This window comes from Bradyrhizobium valentinum, from assembly GCF_001440405.1.
Lineage (GTDB): Bacteria > Pseudomonadota > Alphaproteobacteria > Rhizobiales > Xanthobacteraceae > Bradyrhizobium > Bradyrhizobium valentinum.
Window position 1 is genome coordinate 1 of sequence record NZ_LLXX01000220.1, and the last position, 18038, is coordinate 18038.

Consider the following 18038-nt stretch of genomic DNA (forward strand, 5'->3'; position numbering starts at 1 on the left):
ACGGTATATCGCGCGCAAAAACCACGTCCGGCCGAAGCCGATACGGTCGGCGCGATTGCCTTTATAGTTGAATTGATCTCGGTCGCGTTCTCCATAGGCGCATCTTAAGCGAGCCGTGGGAGTCGTTGCCATGATCGCTCGATCGCTCTTCTCGCAGTCGGACACCACGCGACTTTTCCGGAGGAGAACACCCCGTTAACTCGAGTGTTCCGATCGACAGCGCGCCAGCCATAGCGCCTGAGCGGAGCTCAGGCCCTGCCTATCGTGTTGAAATCTCGACAATCACGGCGGGGACCCGCATCATCATGCCGGACGGCAATTCGATCGTGCTGGAGCGCCAGCCCGGAGCCGACACCGGTGGTTATGCCGGGCTCGAGGACGAGGTCGACAACCATTGGGGCATGCTGTTCAAGGCCGCCGTTCTCTCGACCATGCTCAGCGTCGGAGCCGAGGCGGGCACGAGCCAGGACGAGAACAATCTCGTTCAAGCGATTCGCAGCGGCGCGTCCAACAGCATCAGCCAGACCGGACAGCAGATCGTGCAACGCCACCTCAATATCCAATCGACGTTGACCATCCGGCCAGGTTTCCCGGTCCGCGTCATCGTCACGCGCGACCTAGTACTGGCACCGAAGGGAGGAAGACCATGACGAAGCTCAAGCTTGGGCCGCTCGAAGACGACAAGCCGGTAAAGCTCACCATCGAACTGCCGGCGGTCGTCTTCAGGGATCTGAAAAGCTATGCCGAGATACTGACGCGTAGCGGAGGCGCGACGATGCCGACGGAGCCTGCCAAATTGATCGCGCCGATGATCGAGCGCTTCATGGCGACCGACCGTGCTTTTGCGAAGGCTCGCAGAAATGCTGCTCAGTCGGTCCCCGGCTCAGCGGAAAAATCCGGATAGCGTTCACGGAGAAGGTCGAGAAACGGACGCAGAGATGGATTGCTGTTGGTCTGACGCCAGTAAGCGCGGAAACTTAAACGCGTTGGTCCCTCGGCATCATGCACCTCGCGGAAGGTGACTTCCTCATAGGCTGCGCCGGTCGCACCTTCCAGTGTCAGTAGGACGCCCCATTCCGCACCGACCAAGGTGAGAAGCCGGTCAAGCGCTACATCATGATGAAGCAGCCGGCACGGATCGGAATTCCCCAATTTGCTGACGAGGAGCTTGACGAGTTCCGGTCCCGGGCCGCGCGGTGTTAGCAAGAGCGCTTCCTCCCTTAGTTCGCCCCAGTGTACCACATCGCGCCCTGTCAGCGGATGGCTCTTGGGGAGAGCAACGACGACGCGTTCGCTCCAAAGCAACAGGCTCCTGTCGGTCCAGCTTGGAGCTGGTTCGGCCATAAAGGCGACGTCAATCGCGGAAACTGGCGAGGTCGGAGATCAGATAGTCGCTCGATCCGTCGACCATACGTGCATCGACATCGGGGAAACGGTGCCGGTGGTCGAGGAGGGTGGCCCGAAAATTGCCGGCTGAATATGAGGCTTGGACGCCGATCGTCAATCGACCGCTTTCACCTCGCGAGCGGCTTTTGACACGAATCGTGATTGCTTCTGTCTCATCCACGAATCGCCGGGCAGCATCGAGGAATTCCTGGCCTTCGATGGTCGGTTGCGTGCCGCCTCTTGTGCGTTCGAAGAGTCTGCTGCCCAATGTGTGTTCGAGGCTTCGCAAGCAGCGACTCAGCGTCGACTGCTTAATTCTGAGCGTCTCTGCCGCCTGACGAAGGCTCCGATGCTGGGATGCGGCGATCGCCCAGCGTAGATCTCGAAATTCCAACGGCACGTCGAAACCCTATGGCGAGTTGCATGTGACCAAGTGTCCTGTTGAATCTGTCATTCGATTGGCTTGCGCCGCTTCAGCACCTCCGAGTCTCCGCGGCATCGAAAAATAAGAAAAACAGAACAAAACAAACGTACCCGTGGTAATCGCCATCCTCAAGTTGCATTCCTTGATACTCGCAAACGGCCGCTGGCAAATCGGACGCAACAATTGCCGGTCTTATTGCTTACGTCAAACTGGTTGTCAGGGCAGGTTATCTGCCTGCGTAGCGCACCGGGTTTCCGAAGATAGCCGGAGGCACTGCGCGACTGACGATCTCACGTATGGCAAAGTTTGACTGAATGCGTGAAACTCGTGGGAGGCAAGAGAGTTCAGTACGGTGGATTCGTTCGAAATCTTCAATATCACGAGCCAGCACTATGAGAAGATAGTCGTCGCTTCCAGACATTAGGAAGCAACGGACGACCGATGGGCATTTGACGATACCAGTTTCGAATAGTTTCAATGCATCGTCACTTTGGCTGTCCAGCGTGACTCTCACCAGCACCGTTGTGTTGAGGCCGAACCGAGTGAGGTCAAGCGTCGCCTGATATCCGGTGATGTAGCCTTCATCTTCTAGCGTACGCTGACGTCGCGCGATTGCAGTGCTAGACAAACCCATTCGATTGGATAGTTCAGTCTGGCTGATCCGTGCATTCGTGCTGAGCTCAGCGAGAATTGTTAGGTCGATTCTGTCGGCATCCATTTGTTTGGAATCCTGCGTGGTAGTGCCAAAAACGGTTAAAGTTCTGCACCTTTTCGTTCCAGCTTCGCAAGTTTGCAGAAAATCAAACTGCTCTTCCGGCTAAAAGGAGATCTTGCAGATCGGAGGGTAGAGATGAAAGTCGGTGTTCCAAAGGAAATCAAGACGCATGAGTATCGCGTCGGCCTCACCCCTGGAGCAGTTCGTGAATATGTAGCCGCTGGCCACACTGTGGTGATCGAAACCGATGCCGGCGTCGGCATCGGCGCGGCAGATCAGGACTACCGCAAAGCTGGCGCGGCTATTGTGGGCTCAGCTCACGAGGTGTTTGTATCGAGCGAGATGATCGTGAAGATAAAGGAGCCCCAGCCCTCCGAGTGGGCCCTCCTACGAGAGAACCAGATCCTCTTCACCTATCTTCATCTTGCGCCTGATCCAGAGCAAGCAAAAGGCCTTATGAAATCTGGCTGCACCGCTGTCGCCTATGAAACCGTGTCTGATGCGCGTGGCGGTCTTCCACTGCTAGCGCCGATGAGCGAGGTCGCTGGCAGGCTTGCGATCGAAGCGGCCGGTGCTGCCCTGAAGCGATACGCTGGGGGGCGAGGGCTGCTGATCGGTGGTGTTCCCGGTGTCCAGCCGGCTAGGATAGCGGTGGTCGGAGGTGGCGTTGTCGGTACCCATGCGGCCCGGATGGCGGCGGGCTTAGGTGCCGAGATTACAATCCTCGACCGCTCTATTCCTAGGCTTCGCAAATTGGATGAACTATTCGAAGGCCGTGTTCGAACCAGATTCTCGACGATCGAAGCCGTCGAGGAGGAGGTCTTTGCAGCGGACGTTGTCATCGGCGCCGTACTTGTGCCGGGTGCGAGCGCGCCAAAAATCGTCACCCGTAGCATGTTGAGTTCAATGCGTAAGGGCTCGGTGATTGTCGACGTTGCGATTGATCAAGGCGGCTGTTTCGAGACATCACGTCCGACCACGCACGCTGATCCAACGTATGAGGTGGACGGGGTGATTCACTACTGTGTCGCCAATATGCCGGGAGCCGTTCCACTGACTTCGAGCCATGCGCTGAACAATGCGACACTGCCGTTTGGTTTGGCTCTTGCCAATAGGGGGCTCGCAGCAGCGCTCGAAGATCCGCATCTGCGCGCAGGTCTCAATGTCTATCGGGGCCGGCTCACCTATAGGGCTGTTGCTGAGAGCCTCGGCCTCCCATTTGCACCGATCGAACAGGCGGCGGCCTGATCACAGAGGTCCCTCTGGGGACGTTTCCTCCCTGACTTGGCGGGCCACTCCGAAAGGAGTGGCCCTTTTTTTGGTAACTAAATTCACGATTTCAGCTGTCTTAGAATCTCTGGTCGAACCGAAAGAAACTGAGTCCGTGTGCTGGGGACACGCCCGCCCTCGACATTGAGGGAAATTCCCAGTGAACTCAAACTCGTGCCGAGGGGAATCAAGGACGACCTGCGCTCCCGCGCTGTGCGTGAGCACGATGGAGCGTTTGCGCGGAACGCAATCCGAATGGCTAGCAATACCCGGCCGGCCCTGCAGGAGGAACTGCGGCTGAAGGATTTGCTTACTTCTCGAAGTCGTACAACGACTGGAACACTTCGGTGGATCGCGTTCACCCTGCAACTCGGGGCTACGTGCTATGGCTGTCTGGACTGGATATAAGTGGGAGTCGACGACAGGATCAAACCGGCGATCCTATGGATCAGCTCATCGTCGGCATCACGAATTCTGCGCCGCTCCGGATGCCCGTTGGCCATCGCGTCGTGATTGTTTTCAGTCTGGTGTAGAATCGCACTCCTTCGGGGCCGTGCATGTGGTGATCTCCGAAAAGAGAAGCCTTCCACCCTCCGAACGAATGAAATGCCATCGGAACGGGAATGGGAACGTTTATGCCCACCATTCCGACCTGAATCTGGTGAGCGAATTCTCGTGCCGCATCGCCGTCTCTGGTGAATATTGCGGTGCCGTTGCCGAACTCGTGCTTGTTTATCATGTCGGCCGCCTCGTCATACGAGCCAGCGCGGGCCACCGCGAGCACAGGGCCGAAGATCTCCTCTCGATAGACTTGCATTTCCGTTGTCACTCGGTCGAAGAGGGTCCCCCCAATAAAGTAACCGTTCTCGTACCCTTGTCGCTTAAAATCGCGCCCATCAACAACGAGTTCTGCACCCTCGGCAACGCCGGCGTTGACGTAGGCGCGAACCTTGTCAAGGTGTTGTTTCGTCACGAGCGGCCCCATTTCTGCGCTGGGATCGGTGCCGGGGCCAATGATCAATGCGCGAACCTTCGGTGCCAGTTTTTGGATGAGTTCTTGCGCGGTGGCATCGCCAATAGGGACAGCAACCGAAATAGCCATGCAGCGCTCGCCCGCCGAACCGTAAGCTGCCCCCATCAGTGCATCAACTGCCAGGTCCATATTGGCGTCGGGCATTATGATCATGTGGTTCTTGGCGCCACCGAGTGCCTGGCAGCGTTTGCCGTGACGCGTTGCCGTCTCGTAGATATAGCGTGCGATTGGCGTCGAACCGACAAAACTCACAGCCGAGACGTCAGCGTGTGTGAGAAGTGCATCAACCGCCTCCTTATCGCCTTGGACGACGTTGAACACTCCGGGGGGGAGACCTGCCTCTTTGAGCCACCTGGCTAGGATAAGCGAGGCCGATGGGGCGCGCTCGGAGGGCTTGAGAACGAAGGTGTTTCCGCAGGCGAGCGCGACGGGAAACATCCACATCGGAACCATTGCAGGAAAATTGAATGGGGTGATGCCGGCGACGACCCCGAGCGGTTGCCGCAGCGAATGGGAATCGACGCGGGTGCCGACATTTTCGGTGATTTCACCTTTGAGGAGTTCGGGCGCGCCGGTCGCAAACTCCACCACTTCCATTCCCCGCTGAATCTCTCCTTTCGCGTCTGACGGAACCTTGCCATGTTCGGCAGTGATCACTTGGGCGAGTTCATCGATCCGGTCTTCAAGGATTCGCAAGAAGCGGTTGAGAATGCGCGCGCGCCGAACCGGAGGCGTGCTAGCCCACGCCGGAAAGGCCTCTCTTGCCGCAACCACTGCAGCGCTTACGTCTTCGGCCGAAGCTAAGCCCAGCGTTCCGGACTGTTCGCCGCTCGCGGGGTTGAAAACGGGCGAGGTCCTGCTGCCTCGACCCTGGAATACTTGGCCGTTGATGAAGTTCGGAATGGTCGCGGACATCGTTGCGCTCCTCTGTCGGATGCTTGATCCCGACCGATATGAAGCGCATGAATCTGCACATCAATCGCCGTGTTCGCGGCTCCGTTGTGCAGAAAGTGTAGTCAATGGATTGGGAACGGGTTCGGATATTCCTGGAAGTCGCGCGTGCTGGGCAGATCCTGAAGGCGTCAAAGCGGTTGCGGCTCAACCATGCGACGGTCGCCCGTCAACTTACCGCGTTGGAGAAAGGTCTCAACGCCAAGCTGCTCGAGCGCCACGTCTCAGGTTGCACGCTCACACTGGCAGGTGAGGCCCTGGTTGCGGCTGCAGAACGCGCCGAGAGTGAGCTTCTCAAAGTCGGCGCAAGCATCGGCGGTGCTACCGAAGCGATTACTGGCACCGTGCGCGTCGGGGCGCCGGACGGACTGGGAAACTATTTTTTGGCTAGCCGGCTCGGAGCGCTAGCTGCCAGACACCCTGGTCTTGTCATTCAGCTCGTTCCGCTTCCCCGCACGTTTTCATTGTCGCGGCGCGAGGCGGATATTGCAATCACTCTGGACGAGCCAAAGCAAGGACGGCTAATCGTTTCAAAATTGACTGACTATACGTTGAGCGTCTATGCGGCGCAGAGCTATTTGTCGCGTGAAGGCGAAATCAAAAGTCAATCTGATCTGGCGGGACGGCTGTTCGTCACGCACGTGGAGGACTTCGTATACAGCCGGGCGCTGGACTATGCCTCGGCTCTTGGCCGCCTGATGTCGCGTCGCTACGAATGCGGCAGCGTCGTTGCCCAAATAGAGGCCGTGCGAAGCGGCCACGGAATCGGCATTTTGCATGATTACGCGGCCCGAAATTATCCCGAACTACAGCGCCTGCTCCCCAAAGTGCGATTCGTGCGAAGCTACTGGCTGACTTCGCATTCCGACACGCACGAGACCCGTCGTGTTCAGGAGGTACGCCGCTTCATCACGACTTCAGTCAAGGCCGCGAGGATCGACCTCGAGATGGATTGACCGATTTCGCTGCCCAATCGAATAAAAGATACTCACTAGTAATGCGGCGGAGTAATCACCCAAACCACCTTTGCAGGCACCTTTCCTGGATTTGCGCAACGGTGTTGCGAGGTGCTGCTGAACGAAAAGCTATCACCCTCCTCAAGCTGAAAGCGCTTTCCGTCAACCCATAAGTCCAATCGACCTGCAATCAGAATGCCCGCTTCATTGCCATCATGGCTGTACTCCCCGCTATCAGCGCCTGGTTCGATTGTGCTCAGAAGGAGTTCGAGAGGACCGGCGAGATTGGGAGACAGAAGCTCTTCAGCGATGCCTAGCCCGGTAAATGTCAGGCGTCGGCGATGCGCTTTACGAACGATGACGTCCCTTTCATCGGAGGCAGCCTGCAAGTTTCCATTGAAGAACCAATTCATATGGACGCCGAGAACGTCGCTGAGCTTCTTCAAAACTCCGATTGGCAGCTTGGATTGATTTCGCTCAATTTGACTCAAATAGCCGATCGAGATTCCTGCTGCCTGGGCAAGCTGAGTCAAGGTCAACTTCTTGATTTTGCGCAATTCACGGATCTGCCCGCCCACGGCGGCTTCAGGGTCCATGCTGGATCCCGACTCTGTGGCCGCCCATTCGTCAGCCGCGCGTATCGACCTAATACCCATCGACTTCTTCGACCTTCAAAATAACGCTAGCACGAAAGTCCTCTCGATGATCGACGGAGTGCACCGGGACCACATCAGAAGCCAACGTCTCGCAACCTAGGCGCGCTCGGTTGCCCAGAGCGCTCGATTCTTTATAGCTGGCACAATTTTGAAAAAAAAACACCCCCGTTGTGAAAAAATTCGTTCACATAGGTGAAAAAATCTGCCAGAATTTCACCGTTGGATCGGAGATCGGGTGTGACGGAACTTCCCAAGTCGGCTCAAGTCGTCATCATTGGCGGCGGAATCATGGGCTGCAGTCTGGCCTACCATCTGACCCTTCGCGGTTGGAGGGACGTTGTTTTGCTCGAACGAAAGCAGCTTACGTCCGGCACCACTTGGCACGCTGCGGGTCTCGTTGGGCAGCTTGGTGCAACTCACAATCTCACACGATTAGCTCAATACACGACAGAGCTTTACTCTGAGCTCGAGCGCGAAACGGGTCAAAATACCGGATACCGACAGGTTGGATCGCTCGCAATCGCGAACAACCATGAGCGTTTTGAAGAGCTCCGGCGTGGAGCCTCGATGGCACGATGTTTCGGGTTGGAAGTCAACGTCATGTCTGCAAAGGAGGCGGGTGATCTTTGGCCTTTGATGGCGACCGAGGACCTCATTGGCGCGGTGCACCTTCCGAAAGACGGGCAGACAAACCCGGTGGATACGACGCAAGCTCTAGCAAGGGGAGCGAGGGGTCGTGGGGCGAAGATATTTGAAAATATCGCGGTTACCGACATTCTCATCGAAAATGGCCGTGCCACGGGCGTGCGAACAAAGGACGTTGAAATAACAGCTGAATTCGTCGTCAATTGCGCTGGCATGTGGGCGAGGGAGCTTGGCGCAAAAGCCGGCACGACTGTCCCTCTTCACGCCGCCGAACATTTCTACATCGTGACTGAGCCGGTGCCTGAAATCAGAAAGCATCTTCCCGTACTGCGTGACGGCGATGCCTGTACTTACTTCAAGGAAGACGCCGGCAAGCTGCTGGTTGGTTGGTTCGAGCCGATCGCAAAGCCGTGGGGTATGCAGGGAATTCCGGAAAGCTTTGAATTCGACACTCTGCCAGATGACCTCGAGCATATTGAGCCCTTGCTCGAAGGGGCAATTCGTCGTGTGCCGATACTGGCAAAAACCGGGATCCAGTTGTTTTTCAACGGTCCCGAAAGCTTCACGCCCGACGACCGCTACATGCTGGGCGAGACGCCGGAAGTGCGGAATCTATTCGTGGCCGCTGGCTTCAACTCGATCGGTATTCGGTCGGCGGGTGGAGCAGGCAAAGTCCTGGCCGACTGGATTGTCGACGGTCATCCGCCGATGGACCTTTGGGACGTTGATGTGCGGCGCGTCATGCCGTTCCAGTCGAATCGACGATACTTAAAGGACCGCACCGTCGAAGCTCTCGGTCTCTTGTACGCCATGCATTGGCCGTTCCGACAGCCCGATACGGCAAGAGGGGTTCGCCGCTCGGCTCTCCACGATCGCTTGCTTGCGCAAGGAGCTTGTTTTGGAGAGGTCGCGGGCTGGGAACGGCCGAACTGGTTCGCGCCGAAGGGACGAGAGGCAAAATACGAATATAGTTACGGTCGTCAGAATTGGTTCGAACTCTCAGCCGCAGAACATCGGGCAGTACGGGAAAGTGTTGGATTGTTCGATCAATCGTCCTTCGCGAAATTCATCCTTGAAGGGGACGATGCAGAATCCATCCTGAACAGGATATGTTCGAATAACGTTTCGGTGCCGGTCGGCCGTATCGTCTATACGCAATGGCTCAATGAACGAGGCGGTATTGAAGCGGATCTTACCGTCACGCGCCAAGGTTTGAAGCGATTCCTCATCGTAACGGCGGCGGCGACGCAAGTCAGGGACTTTGCCTGGTTGAGCCGTCACATTCCCGAAGGATCTCGAGCAATCGCGATCGACGTAAGCTCCGCCTACGCCGTGCTGGGCGTCATGGGTCCGAAATCCAGGGATCTCCTGAGCAAGCTTACGGATGCGGACCTCTCCAACTCAGCATTTCCCTTCGCAACCTCCCAAGTCATTGACCTCGGCTACGCCAAAGTCAGGGCAAGCCGCATTACTTATGTCGGCGAACTCGGATGGGAATTGTACATCCCTACCGAGTTTGTTCAGGGCGTCTATGATTGCCTCGTCGAAGAAGGCGCGGCATCAGATATGCGTCTGGCTGGCTATCATGCCATGAATTCTCTGCGAATGGAGAAGGGGTATCGTCATTGGGGGCACGACGTCACCGACGAGGACACCCCACTGGAATCAGGTCTTGGCTTTGCGGTGGCGTGGTCGAAGCCGCAAGGCTTCATCGGACGAGATGCACTGCTACGCCAGAGGGACGCAGGGCCCCGGCGAAAAATGATCCACCTCGCGCTGAACGATCCGAACGTGTTGATCTACCACAACGAGCCGATATGGCACGACGGCCGGCTCGTTGGCCGCATCACGTCCGGCATGTTCGGACATACAGTCGGCACCTGCTTGGGCTTGGGATTCATCGATAACTCAAACGGCATGATCGATGCAACCTTTCTCCAGACCGGAAACTTCGAAGTCGAGGTCGCCGGCGTGCGCATACCCGCACGCGCTTCACTGCGTCCATTTTATGATCCCAACAACAGTCGCGTAAAGGATGTCGGGGCGGATGCTCTCGTCTCAGCCGCGGCCTCGTAGAAGAGTACAATTGTCATGACCGAAACAAGCGTCGTATTCGAGCCTCGACCCATTCATGCCGAAACGCAAACGTCAGTTGTCGACAGGTCTTCCAAAGATCGCTCCCTGCGTCCCGATTTCATTCTGACATTCTCCTGTCCGGACCGAATTGGGATTGTGCACGCCGTATCAGGCTTTCTCGCCACGCACGGGTGCAATATCCGTGACAGTGCTCAATTCTCGGACCGTAGCGTTGGAAGGCTTTTCATGCGCGTGTCGTTTGATGCGCCTGGCGTCCTGCTGACGGATCTGCAGGCGGAATTCTCGGAAGTCAGCACTTCATTCGGCATGACCTGGGAATTTCATGACTGCAAGTCGAAGCCTCGTCTCCTGATCATGGTGTCGAAGGCGGGGCATTGTCTGAACGACCTGCTGTTCCGGTACGCAACCGGGACCCTTTCCGTCGAAATCCCGTTGATCGTCTCCAATCACCGGGACTTCTACCGGCTCGCTGCTTCCTATGACCTTCCTTTTCATCATATGCCTATCACCGCTGATACGAAGCCCGCGCAGGAGGCAAAGCTTTTCGAATTGGTTGAGCAGGAGCGGATCGACCTCATTGTCTTGGCGCGGTACATGCAAGTCTTGTCGGACAATGTTTGTCAAAAGATGTCCGGCAGGATCATAAATATACACCATTCCTTCCTGCCGAGTTTCAAAGGAGCCCGGCCCTATCATCAGGCTCACTCACGAGGGGTCAAGTTGATTGGGGCAACAGCCCACTACGTCACAGCAGATTTGGATGAAGGTCCAATCATTGAACAAGATGTGCTCCGTGTGGATCACTCCCTGACGCCAGACGATCTTTCGGCGATCGGAAGAGATGTCGAGGCCGCTGTCCTGGCGCGGGCCGTCAAGCTGCATGCCGAAAATAGAATACTCATGAATGGCGATCGCACGGTGATCTTTCGATGAACGTCCAGGACACGATGGGCACTCACACTAGTGAGGCCACTCTCATCGATGGTGCCGCGGTTGCGGCAGGGCTCCATTCTGAGCTGCGAAGTGCAGTTGAGAACCTTGTGGAGAGGGGGCTTACACCCGGATTGGCCGTAGTCCTTGTTGGCAACGATCCGGCGAGTTCGGTGTATGTCCGCAACAAGATTCGCCGTTCTGTTGAAGCTGGTTTGCGTTCGTTTCATCACGAACTGCCAAGCACGACGAGCGAAACAGATCTGTTGTCGTTGATCGATCGGCTAAATTCCGCTCACGATGTGGACGGCATCCTCGTCCAGTTGCCGCTACCTTCCCATATCGATGCGCAGAAAGTGACCGCGGCCATCGATCCGGCGAAGGACGTAGACGGTTTTCATCCGATGAATGTAGGCAAGCTCTCGCTCGGCGGGGGGGCGCTAGTCCCCTGTACTCCGCTTGGCTGTATGCTGCTGATTAAGGGAGTTCGCAGTCAGCTCGCTGGACTGAATGCCGTCATCGTTGGACGTTCCAACATCGTCGGTAAACCGCTCGCACAACTTCTACTTCGAGAAAATTGCACAGTCACAGTCGCGCACTCCAGGACTGAGGATCTTCCTTCGCTGTGTCGCCGCGCGGATATTCTTGTAGCTGCCGTCGGCCAGCCCGAGCTCATTCGTGGTGACTGGATCAAGCCCGGCGCAATTGTGATCGACGTCGGGATCAATCGAGCCGAGCACGAGGGGCGTCAGAAATTGATCGGCGACGTGGACTTTGCAGGCGCGCGTGCCGTGGCCGGCGCGCTTACCCCAGTCCCGGGTGGGGTAGGCCCCATGACGATCGCTTGTCTTCTCAGAAATACAATCGACGCCGCCTGTCGCCGGCACGGCGTCTCTTCGCCTATCGGTAACTCGTGACCAATTATCCCAACTAGCGGATGGGGGCCCTGCTAATGAACGCTTCCCACTTATCGCCCGCAAGCATAACGATCGACGAACCAAAACTCCTGGCCGTGTCCGGAATTCGAGTTTCCTACGTCGCTGGGGTCGATGTTCTTCACGGCGTGTCGCTTGATGTTAGCGCGGGCGAAGTGGTTTGCCTTTTAGGCCGCAACGGCGCCGGAAAGACAACGCTGATCAATGCACTCTGCGGCTTGCTCCCTGTCAACGCCGGGCAGGTGACGTTCGATGGTAAGTCTCTTCTCGGTCTGAAGCCGAGCGGTATCGTTGCTGCCGGAATAGCTGTTGTGCCGGAAGGCCGGCGAGTTTTCTCCAATCTGACCGTCGCGGAAAATCTCGCGATGGGCGCCTATTCTCGTCGAACTGGCTTCGGGCCGTCTTGGCACTTCGAACGCGTCTACGATCTCTTCCCTCGGTTGGCGGAACGTCGTGATCAACTTGCCGGAACGCTGTCTGGCGGCGAGCAGCAAATGGTCGCCATGGCGCGGGCCATGATGGCACAGCCTAGGCTCCTTCTATTGGACGAACCATCCATGGGGCTTGCGCCTTTGCTGATCGAATTGATCTTCGACACGATCAACCGGTTCGCGAAGGAGGGCATGACCATCCTTCTTGTGGAGCAGAATGCAGCAGCGGCGCTTGATGTGGCCGATCGTGCATACGTTCTGGAGCGCGGCTCAATCGTCCGATCGGGGCTCGCTGCCTCGCTTGAGAGCGATCCAGAGATCCAACGAAGCTATCTTGGCGTCTAACATGTTGCATTTGGAGGATTGGAAGATGGTACTCGCTCGTATTGGGATATTCGCAACTCTTCTTCTCTCATTCGCGTCTTCGGCCATGGCCAAGGACTTTCCGGTCGGCTTCTTCGGACCATTGTCTGGCCCGGCGGCGGCCTACGGGTCCGAAAGTCTTGCTGGTGCGCAATTAGCACTTGAAGAAATCAATGCCGGATATTTGGGTTCGGACAAAATAAAGCTCATACCGGCCGATGACACCGCAAGCCCTGGCGTGGCCGCGCAGGCCGTTCAGCGCATGATCGACATTGACGACGTGGTGGCGGTGGTCGGTGGCTCCACGAGTGCCGGCACAGCCGCGGCGATTGAGGTCACCAAAGAGGCGAAAGTGCCACAACTCTCTCCACTTGCCGTGGACAGTGCCCTGACGCTGGCGAACAATCCCTGGTTCGCGCGAATAGCGCAATCGTCAACCACTTGGGCCGAGCGCACTGCAGAGTGGCTCAAAAAGGATAAGGGAGCAAAGAGCGTGTATCTCCTCGTCCGAAACGATAACTTCGGAATCCCGCTGGCTGACGCATTCGAGAAGAAAGCCAAGGAAATCGGACTCGAGCTCAAGGGAAAGATTGCTTACGAACCCACGTCCCGCGAGTTTAGGCCAACGTTGGCGACCGTGGCATCGGCAAAGCCCGACTATATCGTGCTCTGGGGGTACTACACCGAAGCTGGTCTAATGGCGAAACAAATGGCAGAAATGCAGATCAAGTTTCCCTTCTATGTTGGAAGCGCGATTGGCATAGACCAATATCGTGAAATAGCCGGGCCTTCGGCCGAGGGGACTTATGGCCTGCTCTATTATCTGGCGGGCTCCATCGAAACGGACGCCGGGAAGAAATTCGTTCAAAAATGGAATGAACGCTATCATAGAACGCCAACTCAATATGAAGGCATGGGCTATGATGCGATGTATGTCCTTGCCGACGCAATGAAGCGGGCGGCCGCAAAGGGCGGGATTTCCAAGCAGACAATCCGCGACGAAATCTTCAACACCAAGGCATTTCAGGGCGCAACAGGCCCGATCACAATACTGTCAAACGGTGACGCTCAACGGCCTTTGCCCATGGCCGAACTCGTCGACGGCAAGGTCAAGCTCGATACATTGCTCAAGTAAAGCCGTTCGAGGCGCGTTCCACCATGAATCTCTCGCTTCAGCTGTTAAGCGGACTGGCAGTCGGTTGCATCTACAGCCTCGTGGCCGTTGGATTCAGCATGGTCTACCGCGCCATGGGCTTGGTGAATTTTGCCCAAGGCGACTTGATGATGGTTGGGGCTTTCGTCGGTTATTCGATCATCATCAGTGCTCCTGCTCTTCCGTTTTGGCTCGTTGTCCCATTTGCGGCCGCGCTCACGGCCTCCTTAGGGTACGTCATCGCGCAAAGCGCACTCTGGCCCGCCATTCAGCGTGGAGCGAGCCAGACTTACCTCGTGCTCCTCACGCTGGGAATTGGCATCGTTCTCAGCAATGGCGCCAGGCTAATCTGGGGAGCAAATCCGCGGGTCTATCCTATCCCTCTTACGCACGAGACGATCAGGGTCGGGCAGTATCCTGTACCAGCAGTCTATCCTCTCATCGGATTGACGATGGTGGTGTTGATCGTTGGGCTTCACCTCCTCTTCACTCGGACATGGCTCGGTTTGGCCCTCCGTGCGGCAGCTGACGATGCTCAAACTGCGTCTATCATGGGAGTGAATCGCAGATTTGCATCTGCGGCTTCCTTTGCGTTGGCCTCGGGTATCGGTGCTGCGGCCGGCGTTCTCTATGCGCCAATTACCTTCGTGTCTGCCGACATGGGAATGCTCGGAATTAAAGCGTTCGCCGCGGCTGTGTTGGGCTCGTTGGGCAGCATCCCGGGATCCGTGATCGGTGGCCTTGTGATTGGCATTGGTGAAACGCTGGGAGGTCAACTCGTTTCATCTGAGTACCAGGACAGCTTAGCCTTCCTCCTCATGATCGGCATCCTGCTCGTAAAACCGACCGGACTAATGGGAAAAAGGGGCTAGGCACGTGCAAGAGGCTGTCTTGTTAAGAACGGCAAAGGAGTCGCTATCTCAGCAAAATGATTTCGCGAGCGCGACAAGCCAGAATCGAAATGACTGGATTGTCTTTGCAGTCATCGTGAGCATTCTTTGGTCTGTGCCCTTGAGCCTCGGTGGCTTCTATCTCTACCTCGGCTTGGCCGTTGCGATTTACGCGATTTCTGCGCTCGGCTTACAGACTATGGTCGGGCTCGCAGGGCAACTGTCCCTCGGGCACGCGGCTTTCATGGGAATCGGAGCTTACACTTCCGTTCTTCTCCAAAAAACTCTTGGTCTGCCGTTTCTCGTGACACTCGCCGCTGCTGGGCTAACGGCAGCTGCCGCCGGATTGCTGATGGCGCAGTTGATTAGGCTTTCGGGTGTTTATTTCAAGATTGCGACGTTCGGCTTTGGCATCGTCGTCCATCAGATTCTTTCCAACTGGACTGCTCTGACAGGCGGTAGCGCCGGAGTCCGTGGAATTCCTGTGATCAGCATCATTGGTTTCCAGGTCGAAACGCGCACTGGCCTGTTCGTATGTGAAGCGCTAACGCTCACACTCATTTATGGGTTGCTCGTTCGCCTTAGCCACGGAAAAATCGGTCGTGCCTTCCGCGCGATCGGCCAGAACGAAGCGGCGGCTCGAAGCGTCGGTATTCCCGTGCCACGCTATCGAATGATCGTGATCACACTCGGTTGCGCGATCGCCGGGATAGCAGGCGCATATCTGCCACATCTCATGCGCTTTCTAAGCCCCGAAAGTTTCACCTGGTACGAGTCGCTCACATGTCTGATCATGATAACCGTGGGCGGCCTAGGATCGCTTCCTGGCGCGATCATCGGAGCGGCCGTCCTGATCGTTGCTCCAGAATATTTACGGGACTTTGCGCAGTATAAGATGCTTGCGTTCGGAGTTCTGCTGGTTGCTTCGATGATCTTGCTGCCTAAGGGCATAGCGGGTGCCGGTGCTGCCTTGAGCCGCAGAAAGAGGATTCATGCAAGATGAGATCTCCTGAGGTTATCCTGACGTTGCGCGAGGTGACGCGGCGCTTCGGCGGCCTTGTGGCTGTCAATAAACTATCGATGGACGTGAAGGAGGCAAGCATACATGGCCTCATTGGACCCAACGGGGCTGGAAAAAGCACTGCTTTCGATCTGATATCGGGTCTCACCACCGTAAGCACCGGCGAGATCTGCTTCAGAGGCGAAGCGATCACACATATGGCCCCCGAGGCCCGGGTGGCTTCCGGTGTCTGCCGCACTTTTCAGACCCCAAAACTCTTTGACGAAATGACCGTGTTAGATGTCGTCGCAACAGGGCGGCATCTCCACAACTCGGTCGGTCTATGGGGAAGCATGTTCTCGATCGGCAGAAAGCGGAGGGAAGAAGCGAAAACCGTTTCTGCGGCGAGAGAATTTCTGGAGATCGTCGGTCTCCTGGCGAAAGAGGACGCGCCGGTAGCGGACTTGTCCTACGGTGACCGCCGTCTCGTCGAGATCGCTCGTGCGTTGGCGACCGAGCCCAGCCTTCTGCTGCTTGACGAAGTCACGTCGGGCTTAAACCCCGTCGAAACGGCTACAGTTGGCGACCTCTTGCGCAATCAGGTCCGGCAGGGATTGACGATTGTCTTGGTAGAGCACGATATGAAATTCGTCATGGGGTTGTGTGAACGGATAACCGTCATGAACTACGGATCGGTTATTGCAGACGGAAGTCCCGATCAGATTGCTACTGATCCGAATGTAATTGCCGCTTACCTTGGAAGTCCAAAGGACGGACAGCGATCTCGCAGAGCTCTTAGATCCGAACAGTTGGTCTAACACCGTCTGGTTGCCGGGGCGGCTTTCTCCTGCGAAACGGACGCGTTCTCCTGGCACAAAACAAGCGGTTCGTGAAAATTCCTGACAAAATTTCATATTGACAAAATTATGATAGGAGATTTAGCTCTCCGTAGACAAGAATGGGGAGGATTTTTGATGACTGGCATCACGAAACGTTGTGTGCGCACTGCGCGATCATCCGTATTCCTCTTGACCGCGATTTGGTGCGTTTCGTCGGCAGCCTTCGCCGAAGATTTCAAGATCGCTTTGATCACGAGCACCACAGGCGCTTTCGAGGTTTACGCCAAGCAAGCCCAGATTGGTCTGCAGCTCGGCCTAGAGTATGCGACGCAGGGCACGATGAAGGTGAATGGCCGACCAATCGTGGTGATCCAAAAGGATGACCAGTTGAAGCCCGATCGGGCACGTGCGCTGATCGAAGAATCCTTTCAGGACGATAAGGCCGACATAGCGGTCGGAAGCACCTCATCTGCAACCACCCTGGCCATGATGCCCGTTGCTGAGGAGCTCAAGAAGCCTCTCGTCGTCGACGTCGCCGGCGCCGACAGCATCACTGGTGACAAGTGGAACAGGTATGTGGTTCGCACGGGCCGAACCGTTGGGCAGGAAGCTGTAGCCTCGGCCTCGCTTCTAGCCCGGAAAGACACTTTCGTCGCAGTGCTCGCTCAAGACTATGTTTTCGGTCGCGAGAGCGCGCAGGTCTTTAAATCGGCGGCGACAAAAGCCGGCGCAACCGTCGTGGCCGAAGAGTTTCTGCCTATCAATACCACCGACTTCACTGGGGTCGCGCAGCGCGTCTTTGATGCGCTTAAGGACCGCCCAGGCAAGAAGATCTTGTGGGTCAATTGGGTCGGCACCAGCCCGATCGCAAAGATCAACGCGATGGATCCCGCTCGCTATGGAATCGAACTAGCGACGACCGCTGCTCCGCTTCAGGGAATGGCCGCGTACAAGGGCATTCCTAACCTGATGGGCGTGACCCCCTATTACTACGAAGTCATCAAGAACATCGAAAATGAATGGCTCGTCGCCGAGCACAAGAAGCGATTCAATTCTCCGCCCGACGTTGGAACGGCGTTCGCATTTGACGCAGCCCTGGCCATCGTCAATGCCGTCATCAAGTCAGGAGGTTCGGACTCCGAAAAACTGGTCGCTGCCTTCGAAGGTATGTCGTTCGAGGGTTCGACCGGCCAACTCACCATCCGCAAGGAAAATCATCAGGCACTCCATGATTTCTATGGCGTGACTTACACCACGGTGCCGGGCGTCGAATGGGCTGTGCCCAAGCTGATCAAGGCATTTGGTGGTGACGAGTTGAACTCCGTGCTGAACTCAATCGCCAAGAGCAAATAGGCCATAACAGCC

17 protein-coding genes and 1 pseudogene are annotated in these 18038 nt (G+C 56.6%); 13 read left to right on the plus strand and 5 right to left on the minus strand.

Annotation, left to right across the window (positions count from 1 at the left end; genetic code table 11):
* Positions 1 to 293 precede the first annotated feature (293 nt).
* Positions 294 to 650: pseudogene (locus tag CP49_RS37800) on the plus strand (TraB/TrbI/VirB10 family type IV secretion system protein); the annotation flags it as partial.
* Positions 647 to 904, plus strand: a complete 258-nt coding sequence (locus CP49_RS37805) for a DUF2274 domain-containing protein (RefSeq protein WP_057855185.1) — start codon at positions 647 to 649, stop codon at positions 902 to 904. The pseudogene CP49_RS37800 and the gene CP49_RS37805, both read left to right, overlap by 4 nt.
* Here CP49_RS37805 and CP49_RS48350 read toward each other — a convergent pair.
* The 3 genes from CP49_RS48350 to CP49_RS37815 all read right to left on the minus strand — a co-directional run bounded on the left by CP49_RS48350 (position 868) and on the right by CP49_RS37815 (position 2528).
* Positions 868 to 1344, minus strand: a complete 477-nt coding sequence (locus CP49_RS48350; protein ID WP_245311065.1) for a LysR substrate-binding domain-containing protein — start codon at positions 1342 to 1344, stop codon at positions 868 to 870. The two genes, CP49_RS37805 and CP49_RS48350, sit on opposite strands and share 37 nt — an antisense overlap.
* 10 nt (positions 1345 to 1354) lie before the next feature.
* Positions 1355 to 1786, minus strand: a complete 432-nt coding sequence (locus CP49_RS48355) for a LysR family transcriptional regulator (protein WP_245311066.1) — start codon at positions 1784 to 1786, stop codon at positions 1355 to 1357.
* Between the two features lie 250 nt (positions 1787 to 2036).
* A complete protein-coding gene (locus tag CP49_RS37815; RefSeq protein ID WP_057855186.1) occupies positions 2037 to 2528 on the minus strand; it encodes an Lrp/AsnC family transcriptional regulator in 492 nt (163 codons plus the stop codon).
* A gap of 132 nt (positions 2529 to 2660) precedes the next feature.
* Here CP49_RS37815 and ald point away from each other — a divergent pair, with 132 nt between their 5' ends.
* On the plus strand, positions 2661 to 3773 hold the full coding sequence (gene ald / locus CP49_RS37820) for an alanine dehydrogenase (protein ID WP_057855187.1): 1113 nt from the start codon (positions 2661 to 2663) through the stop codon (positions 3771 to 3773).
* 469 nt (positions 3774 to 4242) lie between these two features.
* Here the strand turns inward: ald and CP49_RS37825 are convergent, their stop codons facing one another.
* Complete coding sequence (locus CP49_RS37825) at positions 4243 to 5742, minus strand: CoA-acylating methylmalonate-semialdehyde dehydrogenase (RefSeq protein ID WP_057855188.1); 1500 nt, start codon at positions 5740 to 5742, stop codon at positions 4243 to 4245.
* Positions 5743 to 5846: 104 nt separating this feature from the next.
* On the opposite strand from CP49_RS37825, the gene CP49_RS37830 reads away from it, so the two are divergent.
* Positions 5847 to 6734, plus strand: a complete 888-nt coding sequence (locus CP49_RS37830; RefSeq protein WP_057855189.1) for a LysR family transcriptional regulator — start codon at positions 5847 to 5849, stop codon at positions 6732 to 6734.
* A gap of 35 nt (positions 6735 to 6769) precedes the next feature.
* Here the strand turns inward: CP49_RS37830 and CP49_RS37835 are convergent, their stop codons facing one another.
* Positions 6770 to 7330 (minus strand): helix-turn-helix domain-containing protein, encoded by a 561-nt coding sequence (locus CP49_RS37835; RefSeq protein WP_245311067.1) that lies wholly within the window; start codon positions 7328 to 7330, stop codon positions 6770 to 6772.
* 297 nt (positions 7331 to 7627) lie between these two features.
* Here CP49_RS37835 and CP49_RS37840 point away from each other — a divergent pair, with 297 nt between their 5' ends.
* The 9 genes from CP49_RS37840 to CP49_RS37880 all read left to right on the plus strand — a co-directional run bounded on the left by CP49_RS37840 (position 7628) and on the right by CP49_RS37880 (position 18026).
* A complete protein-coding gene (locus CP49_RS37840; protein WP_082646445.1) occupies positions 7628 to 10111 on the plus strand; it encodes a GcvT family protein in 2484 nt (827 codons plus the stop codon).
* A 15-nt stretch (positions 10112 to 10126) separates the two neighbouring features.
* The gene (gene purU, locus CP49_RS37845; RefSeq protein WP_082646446.1) at positions 10127 to 11065 is read left to right on the plus strand and encodes a formyltetrahydrofolate deformylase; all 939 of its coding nucleotides are present in this window, start codon (positions 10127 to 10129) and stop codon (positions 11063 to 11065) included.
* Positions 11062 to 11979, plus strand: coding sequence for a bifunctional methylenetetrahydrofolate dehydrogenase/methenyltetrahydrofolate cyclohydrolase FolD (gene folD / locus CP49_RS37850; RefSeq protein WP_245311068.1), 918 nt, complete (start codon positions 11062 to 11064; stop codon positions 11977 to 11979). Before purU ends, folD begins: the two co-directional genes overlap by 4 nt.
* 35 nt (positions 11980 to 12014) lie before the next feature.
* Positions 12015 to 12773, plus strand: coding sequence for an ABC transporter ATP-binding protein (locus CP49_RS37855; protein ID WP_082646453.1), 759 nt, complete (start codon positions 12015 to 12017; stop codon positions 12771 to 12773).
* Positions 12774 to 12858: 85 nt separating this feature from the next.
* Positions 12859 to 13926, plus strand: a complete 1068-nt coding sequence (locus CP49_RS37860; RefSeq protein ID WP_197423349.1) for an ABC transporter substrate-binding protein — start codon at positions 12859 to 12861, stop codon at positions 13924 to 13926.
* 23 nt (positions 13927 to 13949) lie between these two features.
* Positions 13950 to 14816, plus strand: a complete 867-nt coding sequence (locus CP49_RS37865; RefSeq protein WP_057855192.1) for a branched-chain amino acid ABC transporter permease — start codon at positions 13950 to 13952, stop codon at positions 14814 to 14816.
* Between the two features lie 4 nt (positions 14817 to 14820).
* Positions 14821 to 15837 carry a branched-chain amino acid ABC transporter permease gene (locus tag CP49_RS37870; RefSeq protein ID WP_057855193.1) on the plus strand — a complete coding sequence of 339 codons (1017 nt, stop codon included), beginning with the start codon at positions 14821 to 14823 and terminating at the stop codon, positions 15835 to 15837.
* On the plus strand, positions 15834 to 16652 hold the full coding sequence (locus CP49_RS37875; protein ID WP_057855194.1) for an ABC transporter ATP-binding protein: 819 nt from the start codon (positions 15834 to 15836) through the stop codon (positions 16650 to 16652). Before CP49_RS37870 ends, CP49_RS37875 begins: the two co-directional genes overlap by 4 nt.
* Before the next feature lie 156 nt (positions 16653 to 16808).
* Positions 16809 to 18026 carry a substrate-binding domain-containing protein gene (locus CP49_RS37880; protein ID WP_057855195.1) on the plus strand — a complete coding sequence of 406 codons (1218 nt, stop codon included), beginning with the start codon at positions 16809 to 16811 and terminating at the stop codon, positions 18024 to 18026.
* Positions 18027 to 18038 lie beyond the last annotated feature (12 nt).